This window comes from Polaribacter sp. (genome assembly GCF_039939415.1).
Lineage (GTDB): Bacteria > Bacteroidota > Bacteroidia > Flavobacteriales > Flavobacteriaceae > Polaribacter.
The window spans coordinates 1-13,853 of record NZ_JBDVJE010000011.1; the positions used below are offsets into that span (position 1 = coordinate 1).

At 29.0% G+C, this 13,853-nt stretch carries 11 protein-coding genes; 7 read left to right on the forward strand and 4 right to left on the reverse strand.

Features of this window, described 5'->3' with window-relative positions:
- The 3 genes from ABJG40_RS01520 to ABJG40_RS01530 all read left to right on the forward strand — a co-directional run.
- Positions 1–671 (forward strand): imelysin family protein (locus tag ABJG40_RS01520; RefSeq protein WP_348022815.1); only part of this gene is annotated, 671 nt, incomplete at its 5' end.
- A 75-nt stretch (positions 672–746) separates the two neighbouring features.
- The gene (locus tag ABJG40_RS01525) at positions 747–2,123 is read left to right on the forward strand and encodes an HTTM domain-containing protein (RefSeq protein WP_348022816.1); all 1,377 of its coding nucleotides are present in this window, start codon (positions 747–749) and stop codon (positions 2,121–2,123) included.
- Positions 2,124–2,127: 4 nt separating this feature from the next.
- Positions 2,128–4,527 carry a TonB-dependent receptor plug domain-containing protein gene (locus tag ABJG40_RS01530; RefSeq protein WP_348022817.1) on the forward strand — a complete coding sequence of 800 codons (2,400 nt, stop codon included), beginning with the start codon at positions 2,128–2,130 and terminating at the stop codon, positions 4,525–4,527.
- Between the two features lie 99 nt (positions 4,528–4,626).
- Here ABJG40_RS01530 and ABJG40_RS01535 read toward each other — a convergent pair whose 3' ends face one another.
- The 3 genes from ABJG40_RS01535 to ABJG40_RS01545 all read right to left on the reverse strand — a co-directional run bounded on the left by ABJG40_RS01535 (position 4,627) and on the right by ABJG40_RS01545 (position 8,420).
- Positions 4,627–5,688, reverse strand: a complete 1,062-nt coding sequence (locus ABJG40_RS01535; protein ID WP_348022818.1) for an imelysin family protein — start codon at positions 5,686–5,688, stop codon at positions 4,627–4,629.
- An 11-nt stretch (positions 5,689–5,699) separates the two neighbouring features.
- Entirely contained in the window at positions 5,700–7,115 is a 1,416-nt protein-coding gene (locus ABJG40_RS01540) for a di-heme oxidoredictase family protein (protein ID WP_348022819.1), read from the reverse strand.
- An 81-nt stretch (positions 7,116–7,196) separates the two neighbouring features.
- The gene (locus ABJG40_RS01545; protein ID WP_348022820.1) at positions 7,197–8,420 is read right to left on the reverse strand and encodes an imelysin family protein; all 1,224 of its coding nucleotides are present in this window, start codon (positions 8,418–8,420) and stop codon (positions 7,197–7,199) included.
- Positions 8,421–8,602: 182 nt separating this feature from the next.
- Here ABJG40_RS01545 and guaB point away from each other — a divergent pair, with 182 nt between their 5' ends.
- The 4 genes from guaB to ABJG40_RS01565 all read left to right on the forward strand — a co-directional run bounded on the left by guaB (position 8,603) and on the right by ABJG40_RS01565 (position 13,196).
- A complete protein-coding gene (gene guaB, locus ABJG40_RS01550; protein ID WP_348022821.1) occupies positions 8,603–10,078 on the forward strand; it encodes an IMP dehydrogenase in 1,476 nt (491 codons plus the stop codon).
- A gap of 714 nt (positions 10,079–10,792) precedes the next feature.
- Positions 10,793–11,488, forward strand: a complete 696-nt coding sequence (locus tag ABJG40_RS01555) for a peptidoglycan DD-metalloendopeptidase family protein (protein WP_348022822.1) — start codon at positions 10,793–10,795, stop codon at positions 11,486–11,488.
- Positions 11,489–11,561: 73 nt separating this feature from the next.
- Positions 11,562–12,233 carry a Crp/Fnr family transcriptional regulator gene (locus ABJG40_RS01560; RefSeq protein WP_348022823.1) on the forward strand — a complete coding sequence of 224 codons (672 nt, stop codon included), beginning with the start codon at positions 11,562–11,564 and terminating at the stop codon, positions 12,231–12,233.
- A gap of 75 nt (positions 12,234–12,308) precedes the next feature.
- Positions 12,309–13,196: an anti-sigma factor gene (locus tag ABJG40_RS01565; protein WP_348022824.1), complete on the forward strand. Its 888-nt coding sequence runs from the start codon at positions 12,309–12,311 to the stop codon at positions 13,194–13,196.
- A 144-nt stretch (positions 13,197–13,340) separates the two neighbouring features.
- Here the strand turns inward: ABJG40_RS01565 and ABJG40_RS01570 are convergent, their stop codons facing one another.
- The gene (locus ABJG40_RS01570; RefSeq protein ID WP_348022825.1) at positions 13,341–13,685 is read right to left on the reverse strand and encodes a hypothetical protein; all 345 of its coding nucleotides are present in this window, start codon (positions 13,683–13,685) and stop codon (positions 13,341–13,343) included.
- Positions 13,686–13,853: the final 168 nt, after the last annotated feature.

Here is a 13,853-nt window from a genome sequence, read left to right on the forward strand (position 1 = left end):
CCTTAGATTATTTATTGTACGGTGTTGCAGATTCTGATGTAGCTATTATAGCAAAGTATAATACAGATACCAATGCAACTGGATACAAAAATTATTTAACAGCTATTTTAAACCAAATGACAACCTTAACAGAGCAAGTGGTTACAGATTGGTCTACTTACAGAAATGAGTTTGTAGTTAGTACTTCTAATACAGCAACAAGCGCTGTAAATAAATTGGTAAACGATTATATATTTTATTACGAAAAAGTGATAAGAACTAATAAAATAGGTATTCCAGTAGGTAAATTTTCATCAACAGCTTTACCGGAAAAAGTAGAAGGCTATTATAGTCGTGTTTATTCTAAAAAATTAGCTTTAGAAGCTTTAAGTGCCGCAGAAAATTTATTTGAAGGCAAACATTATAATGGTTCTAGTACAGGTATTGGTTTTAACGATTATTTAATTGAATTAGAAAGATCGGATATTTCTTCTAGTATTATCAGTCAGAATACAGTGGCAAGAGCACAAATAAGTACATTAAATGATAGTTTTTACGAGCAAATTAATACAGATGATATTGCTATGTATAAAGCTTATGATGAACTACAGAAAGTAGTCGTATTTTTAAAGGTTGATATGTTGCAAACTTTTAATATTAGTGTAGATTATGTGGATGCAGATGGAGATTAATACAAGCTGTTTATAAACAAAAATTAAACCCTGAATACTTTTAATTAGAAGTTTTCAGGTTTTTTTATTTCATCAATGAAATTTTTTAAATACAATTTTAAAGAACAAACAAATGCAGCTCCTTTGGCTGTATTTCGTTTGTTTTTTGGTTTTATGATGTTTGCAAGTATTGTCCGTTTTTGGGCAAACGGTTGGATTGAAAAACTGTATTTAGAACCAAAAATGTTTTTTTCGTATTATGGTTTTAGTTGGATAAAACCTATAGGTGATTACACTTATTTATTATTTGTTATTTGTAGTTTATCTGCGCTATTTATAGCTATTGGTTTTAAATATAGATGGGCAATTATTACGTTTTTTCTATCGTTTACTTATATAGAATTTATGGACAAAACCACCTATTTGAATCATTATTATTTCATAACGATTATAAGTTTTGTACTTATATTTTTGCCCGCAAATGCTACTTTTTCTATTGACAATTTATCAAAAAGAAAAAAGTACATAAACATACCAAAATGGACGATTGACATTATTAAAATACTTTTAGGAGTTGTCTATTTTTATGCAGGTTTGGCAAAACTGAATTCAGATTGGTTATTTAGGGCAATGCCTTTAAAAATTTGGTTGCCTTCTAAATACGATTTTCCATTAATAGGCAATACATTTATGCAACAAGATTGGTTTCATTTTGCGATGAGTTGGTCTGGGATGTTGTACGATTTAACAATTCCGTTTTTACTATTGTACAAAAGAACTCGTGTTTTTGCTTTTGTTTTAGTGGTATTTTTTCATGTTTTTACAAGAGTTTTATTTCCTATTGGGATGTTTCCTTTTATAATGATTGTTTCTACACTTATTTTTTTTGATGCTAGTTTTCATCAAAAAATAATTGATTTTATTCAAAAACGTTTCTTTAAACTGTCATTTCGAGCACAGTCGAGAAATCTAAAATTAATTAATAACTATCAATTACCAAAAACTAAAGTTTTAATTCCATTTTTATCAGTGTTTTTAATCATTCAACTTTTAATGCCTTTTAGATCTGTATTATATCCAGGCGAATTGTTTTGGACAGAAGAAGGTTACCGTTTTTCTTGGCGCGTAATGTTAATGGAAAAAGCAGGCATGACCAATTTTAAAGTTGTAGATACTAAAACTGGTAATTATTTTATGGTTGATAATAAAGATTTTTTAACCACATTTCAAGAAAAACAAATGAGTTTTCAACCTGATTTTATCTTGGAATATGCGCATTATTTGGGCGACCATTTTAAAAGTCAGGGACATAAAAATATAGCTATTTTTGCAGATAGTTACGTGGCTTTAAACGGACGTTTAAGTACTAGATACATTAACCCAAAAGTTAATTTATATCAACAAAAAGAAAGCTTTAAATACAAAGATTGGATTATTCCGTTTTCATCAAAAATAAAAATTAAAGGACTTTAAATATATGAAATTTAGAATCGTTTTTATCATTCTTATCTTATTACAAACGGCAACTTATAGTCAGTTTAAAGTTTCAGGAACCGTTGTTTCTGATGAAAATAAAGCTATAAAAAACGTACAGATTTATAATGAATCTGGAGGGTTGTTAACAGAAACAAATAGTTTGGGTAAATTCTTGTTTTCTGTTGATAATAAAACAGTTTCTTTGGTTTATTATGCTGATAATTTTAAAGTAAAAAGAATCGTTTTAAGTTCTGATAACTTTACTGATATCAAAATTGTATTAAACTCTTTTTCAGAAGAATTATCAGAAATAGAAATTAAAGCAAGAAAGCGTAAAGTTTTTGAGATAAAAAGATTGAAAGATGTTGAAGGAACTGCTATTTATGCAGGTAAAAAAACGGAAGTAGTTTTGGTAAATCAATCTGCGGCAGCTTTATCAACAAACAATGCACGTCAGATTTTTAATCAAGTTGCGGGTTTAAATATTTATCAGAATGATGATGCAGGTTTGCAGCTAAATATTGGCGGTAGAGGGTTAGATCCTAATAGAACAGCCAATTTTAATACACGTCAAAATGGCTATGATATTAGTGCAGATGTTTTAGGATATCCAGAAAGTTATTATACACCAGCGTCTGAAGGTTTGGATGAAATACAAGTAATTAGAGGTGCCGCTTCTTTGCAATACGGAACGCAATTTGGTGGTTTAGTCAATTTTATCACTAAAAAACCAACCGAAAATCAGGAAATTGTTTTTAGAAATACGGTAGGTAGTTATGGCTTGTTTACCAATTTTACCAGTTTAAGTGATACGCATGGCAAGTTTAGTTATTATACGTACATCAACTATAAAAAAGGAGATGGATTTAGACCGAATTCTGAGTTTGAATCTACCAATATATTTGCCCATTTAGGATATCAAATTAATGATAAAAGCAAGTTGTCTTTAGAGTTAACGGGTTTAAAATACGTGGCGCAACAAGCAGGTGGTTTAACAGACGAGATGTTTAATGAAGATCCGTTACAAAGTAATAGAGCGCGTAATTGGTTTCAGGTAGAATGGTTTTTGTACAATTTAAAATGGGAACATGCTTTCTCTGATGATACCAATTTTTCTTTTAATTTATTTGGATTAGATGCTTCTAGAGATGCATTAGGTTTTAGAACCAATAGAGTCAATCAAGTAGATTCAGGTGAGGAAAGAGATTTGATAAAAGGAACTTTTAAAAACTTTGGTTTTGAGTCTCGTTTGGTAAGTGATTATAAAGTTTTTGATAAAAAAGCTACTTTTTTAATTGGTACAAAGTTTTATAAAGCGAATAATACCAATATGCAAGGGCCAGGTTCTGATGGTTCTGATGCCGATTTTAATCTATATTTAGAGGAATATCCAGATTATGCAAGTCAGTCTGATAGTAAATTCCCCAACTTAAATGTATCTTTATTTGGAGAAAATATTTTTTATGTAAATGATAAATTATCGATTACTCCTGGTTTTAGATTGGAATACATCAACACCAGAAGAGACGAAATTATAAAAGATATTGTTACAGATGCTGCCGGAAATGTGATTAATGAAAACTTAAGAGATGAAGAAGAAACTAACGAAAGAACTTTTGTTTTATTAGGTTTAGGTTCTAGTTATAAATTGAATCGTTCTACAGAGTTTTATGGTAATATTTCTCAGAATTACCGCTCTGTAACCTTTTCTGATATTAGTACAGCAAATCCTTCTTTTGAAATTTCGCCAGATATTACAGATGAAAAAGGGTTTACAATTGATGCTGGTTTTCGTGGAGATTATAAAAACTTCTTTTCTTATGATGCCAATGTTTTTGGACTGTTTTATAATGACAGAATTAATATTTATACAAGAGATGATGGTAAAGCAGAAAGAGACAATATTGGTGATGCAAGAATTTTAGGAATAGAAAGTTTGATTGATTTTAACTTGAAAAGAATTTTTATAAATGATGCTAATTATATTTTAAATTATTTTATCAATTCTTCTTTTATCACATCAGAATACACAAAGTCTGAAATTAATGGAGTAGTGGGGAATGAGGTTGAATTTATACCAAACATCAATATAAAAACGGGTATTAAATTTGGATATAAAGATTTATTAGCAAGCATTCAATATTCTTATTTATCTCGTCAATTTTCTGATGCGACAAATGCCTCAGGAGGAAGCATTAGTGGTGTTACAGGAGAAATACCAGCGTATGATATTTTAGATTTTTCGGCTTCTTATAAATACAAGTTCATGAAGATAGAAACGGGTGTAAACAACCTTTTAAATAATAGTTATTTTACACGTAGGGCAACAGGTTACCCTGGACCAGGAATTATACCTTCTTCACCAAGAAATTATTATGTTACTTTAGAATTTAAGTTTTAAAACAGTAAAAGTTAAATAAAAAAATCAACCTAGAATTAAATTTTAGGTTGATTTTTTTTTAAATTAGAAGTAATTGCTTCTTAGTAGTTTAGAAATGTATTAATCTCCATCATTATCTGTGGGTAACACGTTAACAGATAGTGTACTTGCAGCATCTACAGAAAAATACTGTAGTAAAGTTAATAAAGAAGTGTGTAAAGTTGCTACACTATCATCTCCATTATAAATGGCAGTATATAGATTTCCATCAATAGCATTAATATTATTAAAAACTGTATTAAAACTATTTTCTATTTCCGTAGAAATTTCTGAAGAACCTGCTATTTCATCAACAATATTAGCAAAATTAACACTACTTGTAGTATATGCATTTTGCACCTCTTCTAAAGAACTTTTTATTAATTTTAAAGAACTCTTACTTCTATAAGCTTCTAAAATGTCTAAATTAATATTTGGTGATTTCTCTAAACCAGCAGGTTTCCCAATTTTAGTAACTCTAATAATATCTATTATATTAATAAGTTGATTAAAAGCCAAACAGCGAGCATTTTCTATACAAGACAAACTCTTATAATTAGAAAAAGTTGTTTTATAACCATCTTCCCAAAAATCAATTAATAGATTTATTTGTCTTAATGTTTCTTTAGATATTGCTAATAAGTAGTCTACTCTGTAAGAATCATTTTGTAAAAGGCCAAGGTTGTCATTATTTGATTCATATAGTAAATATTCAATACCAGCTAAACCTTTAGAAACCGTACTACTGTTGCTAATATAATTGGTATCAAAAGTTGTTTTGTCTGCAATATTACCTTCTATTAAAGTTGGATTTGCAGGGAAATTATAAATGATAATATCAAAATAAAGAGATTTAATATCAACAACATTGTATACTCTGGTTTTAGAGTAAGAAATGGCAGTACTTAACCATTGTTGTTGCAATAAAGTAAAATTTTCTTGAGTTGTATTAGTTTGAAAAAGCTCTGTAAGTGTTACTTGTTTTTCAATTTCTGTTTTAAAATTAGTTAAAGCAGGTAATATATTTACATTATAATATTCTTCATGAAAAAGATCTATTGATGATGTAGAGTCAGAGTTTTCTTTGCTACAAGATGCTAATAAAACAACTGTAGAGAAGAAAAAGAAAAAAAGTTTTTTCATTTTTTATGTATTTATAATGAATTTAAAAATTTAAGTACTTGTTCACGACTTTCTTTGGATAAATTTTTGAAGTTGTTTTTGGCATTTTCTGCTTCACCACCATGCCATAAAATAGCTTCTTCAATGTTTCTGGCTCTACCATCATGTAATAAAAAAGTATGACCGTTTACGGTTTCTATCATCCCTAAACCCCAAAGAGGTTGTGTTCTCCATTCGTTTCCGTTTGCTAAAAAATCGGCTCTGTTATCGGCTAAATCATCACCCATATCATGTAATAAAAAATCAGAATAAGGTCTAATTTTTACATTTTCTAATTGAGTTAATAATGAATAATCATTACCAGTTGTAAAATTATTTACGTGGCATTTAGCACATGCTAATTCATTAAACAATTGTTTACCTTCTAAAACATCAATGGTTTTGTAATCTCTTCTTTTTGGTACAGAAATAGCTGCTTGGTATAACAGTATTCTAGTCATTTGAGTATCTGTAACTTCTACACTTTCTCCTGTGTTATTTCCATTATATAACTCAGAACAATCTAAACCGTCTGGACAATTTTCATCAGGAAATAGAGTAGATGTTAAACCCATATCACCATTAAAAGCACCCGCAATTTGTTGTTCTAAAGTTGGTTGATTGGCTTTCCAACCAAATTTACCAATGGTCGTTTTATTTTCTTTAACATTCCAAACATAATTGGCTTTTCCAGAAATTCCATCACCATCAAGGTCGTTAACATCTTCGTTAGCTAAAATACTGGCTTCACTTAAAGCGTCTATAAAGCCTAACCCAATTACTTGTTGTCCAATTCTTGGTGATTGTTTCGCATTATTTAAAGATCCATAATTTTCATCTACAATTGTATAGCTTGGTTTTCTAAGTTCATAAGATTCTCCATCAGGATAAGTACCTACTATTGTTTCAAAATGAACGTTAATTGTACCTTCTTTGTCAATACCTAAATTAGCATTATCTTGTAATTGTCCTCCGTAATTAGTCAAACCAATAGGTCCTGTTATTGGGTCGTTACCAGAACTTAATCTAATTAAAAAACCTTGAGAGCTTGCATTGTTTTCTAATAAAGGTTTTCCTCTACCGTCATTAGAATGGCAAGACCCACAGGCTCTAGCATTAAAAATTGGACCTAAACCGTCTCTAGAGGTTGTAGTTGCAGGAGCAGAGACCCAACTTTGCTCGAACATTGCATTACCAATGCCAAAAAAAGCAGGTTCTAAGTCTATTAAACCAGGAATACTACTTCCAAAAGCTTTTTCTGCTGTAAATGCTTCTATTGTTAAGTCTGAAACTAAGTTTTCTTCATCTACTTCGTAAAGTATATCTATGTATTCTTCTTCAGAAATTTCATCGGAACTACATGAAAAAAAAACAGATATAAATACCAAACTAAAATATAAATATTTCATTTATTTTTTTTGTGAAAATAGAAAAAAACTGAAGACATTTAAGTCTTCAGTTTCTAAAAATTTATTTTAATAATTAAAATATTAGTCAGCAACAGAAATACTAACACCTAAAGCACCAGCGGCATCAGAAATAGCATTACTTTGAGCTATTAAAGCTAATGCTAATTCAGTAGCTGGTCCACCAGATTCTAATGTTTCTTCACTAACAATTTCGTCAAAATTCTTACCTAAACCTAATAAAGTATTTAATTTAGAAATAGTATCATCTGCTTTTGTTTCTAAAGTAGCTCCAAAAGTTGTATTAAATTCATTAGTTAATTCTATTAAAGAAGCTCCAGAAATAATAGCTCCACTTTCTGTAGTATAACTACCAATAATAACATTATTTAAGCCATGCACATTTGCCCACATATCTTGGTTTGTATTGTCAGAAAAACAAGAGTGCTCGTTTTCTTGACCTTCATCAATTGCTGGGTAAATTCTTTCTTGTGCAACTTCTCCGTTTGAAATAAAACCAATACCACTTAATATATTTGTTATTGCTTCATCTTCATCTAAAGCCTCAAAAGTTGTTCTATAAGAACCACCTGTTGCCCAAGTATTATTTAAATCATTTAAATCGTTTACTAATAAATCAGTTACAATTTTTAAATATGTTTTTCTTCTTTCTGCAAAGTCTGCTGTTGTATAATCAGTAAAAGGTCTGTCACCAGAAACAGAATAATTATCTGTTGTGTGGTTAATAGGGTCGTAGTTTAAATCTTGTCCCCAAAGTAAAAACTCAATTGCATGCCAACCTGTAGCAATATCATCAGGATCTACATCTTCATTTTTATTAATAAGATTAGCTTCAGTTAATTCAAAAGAAGTATCACCAATTAAACCATTTTGTACAGTTTCTCCCACAGTGTTATAAACATAATCAATAAAACCTTCATCTAAAGGCCATGCATTAATTTGTCCTTCTGTACCTAGTAAATCTTCGTTATCTATAGGCCCGTTAGCTTCTCTGTATGCTTCTGTTTGTCCGTAAAAATCTCTAGCATACAACCAAGCTGTTCTAGCTTCTGCTAAAGTAGTTTCTGAAGGAGATGCAATAAAAGCATCAATTTTTGTTTTCATTGCCACTGCTGTGTTGTATGTATCATCATAGTTGGCAGATGCTATTGCAGCATAATTTTCTATAAAACTCGCTTTAGTTATTTCTTTAATTATTTCTGGTGTATCATTATTACTACAAGATATCGTAATTATACCAATAAAAATTAGTAATGCATGTTTTGAAAAATTTAAATTCATTTTCATTATATTTATTTAGATTAATTTTAAATAGTTCACAAATAAAATGACTTTATTTTTAATATGCAAGATTTATTTATAATAAATCTAAATAACACTCACTAAAATAATTACTTATTTTTCTTAGTAATTTATAATGTGTCATTAATTAATTGTAAATTTGCACGCAATTATACCTTAATTGCCATATGACAGCACACAACAACAAAATTTTAGGAGAGGGTTTAACTTATGACGATGTTCTTTTAGTACCTGCCTTTTCAGAAATACTTCCAAGAGAAGTAAGCATTCAAACAAAATTTACTAGAAATATTACAATAAATGTACCTATTGCTTCAGCAGCGATGGATACAGTTACAGAATCTGCTTTAGCAATTGCAATTGCAAGAGAAGGAGGTATTGGAGTTTTACATAAAAATATGACTATTGAGCAACAAGCTCGAGAAGTTAGAAAAGTAAAACGAGCAGAAAGCGGAATGATTTTAGACCCTGTAACTTTACCTTTAACAGCAGTGGTTTTAGACGCTAAAGCTTATATGAAAGAGCATAAAATTGGAGGTATTCCTATTGTTGATGATAATGGAATATTAAAGGGAATTGTTACCAATAGAGATTTACGTTTTGAACACGAAAATCAAAGACCTATCATAGAAGTAATGACAAGTAAAAACTTGGTAACTGCAGATGTTGGTACTTCTTTAAATGATGCTGAAAAAATTCTTCAAAATCATAAAATAGAAAAACTTTTAATTGTAGACAAAGATTACAAATTAAAAGGATTAATTACTTTTAGAGATATTACAAAAGTAACTCAAAAACCAATAGCAAATAAAGATACTTATGGTAGACTAAGGGTAGCAGCAGCTTTGGGTGTTACAGCAGATGCTGTTAATAGAGCAGAAGCTTTAGTCAATGCTGGTGTAGATGCAGTAATTATAGATACTGCTCATGGACACACAAAGGGTGTAGTATCTGTTTTAAAAGAAGTAAAAAATAAGTTTCCAAAATTAGATGTTGTTGTGGGTAATATTGCAACAGGTGAGGCTGCTAAATATTTAGTTGAAGCTGGTGCAGATGCTGTAAAAGTAGGTATAGGGCCAGGTTCTATTTGTACAACAAGAGTTGTAGCTGGTGTTGGTTTTCCTCAGTTTTCTGCAGTATTAGAGGTGGCTGCAGCTATTAAAGGTAGTGGAGTTCCTGTAATTGCAGATGGAGGAATACGTTATACAGGAGATATTCCTAAAGCTATTGCAGCTGGTGCAGATTCTGTTATGTTAGGCTCATTATTAGCAGGAACAAAAGAATCTCCTGGTGAAACAATTATTTACGAAGGTAGAAAGTTTAAATCTTATAGAGGTATGGGATCTGTAGAAGCAATGAAAAAAGGTTCTAAAGATAGATATTTTCAAGATGTAGAAGATGATATTAAAAAGTTGGTTCCAGAAGGAATTGTAGGACGTGTTCCTTATAAAGGAGAATTGGCAGAAAGTATACATCAATTTATTGGCGGTTTACGTGCAGGTATGGGGTATTGTGGTTCTAAAAATATTGAAACATTAAAAGAAACAGGTAAATTTATTAGAATTACTGCAAGTGGTATAAACGAAAGTCACCCTCATGATGTAGCTATTACAAAAGAGGCACCAAATTATAGTAGAAGATAATTATTAGATTATATACATAAAAAACGAGTTAATATTACACTGCCCCCATAAAGTTAGACACTATTTGGGGGTATTTTATGGGTAAAAAGTAAAAGATAATTATGCATTTAAACTTGAATGCGTAAAATTAGTTTTATAATCACACAATTCAGCAACAGCTGTTTCTAAGCAAAAAAGTCAAAATGAATCTAAAATTTGTATAAGGGGTGATTTTATACAAAAAATAAAGAAAAAAAATGGTTATTACCTAAAAAAAAAATATAAATATTCTGCTGTTTTTAAATTATAAGTTTTAGACTCGATAAAGATTTTTTTATAGTTAAGAGAAGTTTGTTTTAAATTCAATAATGTTGACTCTTGAGTTATTGTTAAATGGAAAATAAATTTTGTTATTTTTGGTTTTGAAGAATTTCAGCCTAAGTATATTGTTAATTTTAAACGTAAAAAACACAAATCAACTAAATCTTTAACAAGAAAAGAAGAGCTATTGCAAGAGATAGAATCTTTGCTATGTGAGAATGATTTGTTAAAAAGTTTGACCTGTTAATTCAAGTAAAAAAGCCAAAAGTTATTATGTGGTTAAGGCATAAGTAGTATTAAAAATTTCTTTTTAATACTAAAATAAGAATTGTTATATCTGAAAAAATATAGGTCTATAGAACAATTAAAAAAGAAATTAATTATTATTTTAGAAGTATTTTTATTTTGTACATTATGTCTAAACAAGAATTCAATCAATTTTTAAAAGAGATATCAATAGAGCCAATAACTGTTATTGATACAGCAATATGTATAAAAAAATATAAACCAATTGTTATCTCTAGAGAAAATAAAGATCTAACAAAATTTAATATTTCTTCTTCTAATGAATGGGAAGAATATATTAATAAATTTTTAGTTGATAACAATGCTAAAGTAGCTTTTGGTGGATATTTAGAAAAAAGAAATATTTATGATAGAAGCGATTATTTTAAAAATCAATTAGAAAATGAAAAAAGAAATATTCATTTGGGCATAGATTTATGGTGCAAAGTAAAAACAAAAGTTTTAGCGGCTTTAGATGGAGAAATTCATAGTTTTAAAAATAATGATAATTATGGAGATTATGGTCCAACAATTATTTTAAAACATCAAATAGAAGAAGAAGTTTTTTATACTTTATATGGGCATTTATCTTTGTCATCAATAGAAAAATTAAAAGTAGGAGATACTGTTTTACAAGGAAATGTAATTGGTTTTTTAGGAGATGCATCAATAAATGGAAATTATGCTCCACATTTACATTTTCAAATCATTAAAGATTTAGAAGGAAGTTTTGGAGATTATCCTGGGGTTTCATCACAAGAAAAATTAGATTTTTATAAAAATAATTGCCCAAACCCAAGTTTATTACTAAAGTTATCTATATAATTTATAAGTTTTTGTAAGCTATAGTTGAGTTTATAGACTCTAAAGATAAATATATTTTTAAAAGATAATGCTCATGGATAACTTTTGGTTTTTTGACAATGTAAACTTATTTAATCTTTTATGTCCCCATAAATTTAGGGAATATAAAAAGTGTCATACTTTTGATAGTTATAAAAAAAGTGATTATATATATTTTGAAGAAGATGCAGCAAGTAAAATTTATTTAATAGAAAAAGGGAAAGTTAAACTAGGTTATTATACAGAAGATGGAACTGAGGTAGTTAAAGCCATTTTAACTAAAGGAGAATTATTTGGTGAAAAAGCTATTTTAGGTGAAGAGTTAAGAAATGAATTTGCACAATCTGTAGATTCTTCAACATCTATTTGTCCTATAGGTGTAGATACTATGCATGATTTAATGAGAGATAATAAAACTTTTAGTTTAAAAATTTATAAATTCTTAGGTCTTCGTTTTAAAAAATTAGAACGTAGGTTGCAATTAATTTTATTTAAAGATACTAAAACTAGATTTTTAGAATTTATAAAAGAACTATGTACAGAATATGGACACGATTGTGAAAAAACTGGAGATAAGGTTATACAACACCCATATACTCAAAAAGATATTGCTTCTTTAATAGGAACTTCTAGATCTAATTTAAATGTTCTAATGAATGAACTTAAAGAAGAAAAAATTATCACTTTTAATAGAAAAGAATTAAGATTACTTCATAAAATTGCATAAGTGTTCGCTAGCTAACATTTCATGATTTTTTAAGACTATAAATTTGTCATCAACATTAACATAAATATTAATAAGATGAAAAAAGTTTTAAATTTAGCATTAGCATTTATAATTACAGCAGTTTTTGTTGCGTGTAGTAATGATGATAACACAGAAGTAACAACAGGAGATTTAACCATAGATCTAACAGGTTTAGAAGAATTAGGTTCAGACTATGTCTATGAAGGATGGCTAATTGTAGATGGTAACCCAGTAAGTACAGGAACATTCACAAGTGTTTCTTTTCCGCAAACATATACTGTAGATATAAATGATTTACAGACTGCAACTACTTTTGTATTGTCTATTGAACCTGCTGGAGAAATAGGAGAAGCAGCTTTAACACCAGCAGCTACAAAAATTTTAGTAGGTGATTTTTCAGGTAGTTCTGCTAGTGTATCATCTACAGGAATTGTTGGAGATTTTAGTAATTCTTGGGGAAAATATATTTTAGCAACTCCAACAGATGACGATGATACAAATGAAGCTAGTGGAGTTTGGTTTTTAGATAATACAAATGCACCAACAGTAGTTACAGGTTTAGGGTTACCAACATTAACAGAAGGATGGAAATATGAAGGTTGGGTTGTTTTAAATGGAGTGCCAGTAAGTACAGGTACTTTTTCTGCAGTTGATGCAACTGATGATAATGCAGCAACTTCACCTTATAAAGGATCAATAGGAAATGGACCCGGTTTTCCAGGAGAAGATTATGTAATAGGTGCTGCTGCAGGAATTAATTTTCCAACAGATTTAAAAGGAGCTACTATTGTTATTTCTGTAGAACCAAGTCCAGATAATAGTTCTGCGCCTTTTACGCTAAAACCTTTAGAAGATGTTGTTCCTGTAGATGCAATGAATCATTCAGTTATTAACATGAGTGCAGGGCCAATAAAAGTTTTAACAGGAAGCGTAACTAGATAACAGAAAAAAAATATAATCTGCTATTATGTTAATGGTTGATATATTTAAGAGCAATTATGTATATATAATTGCTCTTTTCTGTATAAAAAAATGCCCAATATAGTTTTACCTATTACTGAGCACCAACTAACCAACAAGTTGTATTTATTTTTTATTAATCTTTATAGGCATTTTATAAATTTCACCTTTTTTGATGTTTTTAACTGCAATTTTTTTGTAGTTTAATCTGCTTTTAGCGTATTTATTAAAATCTTCTAGTTTAGAATTTACAGAGACAACAACAACTTCATTGGCGTTATTAACTATAAATAAAATTTCAGCAGAATAATTTTTATCTATTTTTAAAGAAATATTATCTCCTAATAAAGAAACAAGTTCAGAACGTAAGGTTTTTTTTACTTTTTCTGGATTATTTTCTGTTGCAGCTGTAGAAAATACGGTTGATAAACTAATTGCAATAATGGTAATAATTGTTTTTAAAGTATTCATAATAAGTTTTTTAGGTTAAAATTATATTATAAAGACGATAGAATTAAAAATGAGTTACACTTGTTATATCACTTTAATATAACCTTAACGTTATTTAACTGAAATTATGAAATATTGGCTATTTTTTTAGAATAGTAATCTTTTAACAAGGATAAGAAGAACAATTAT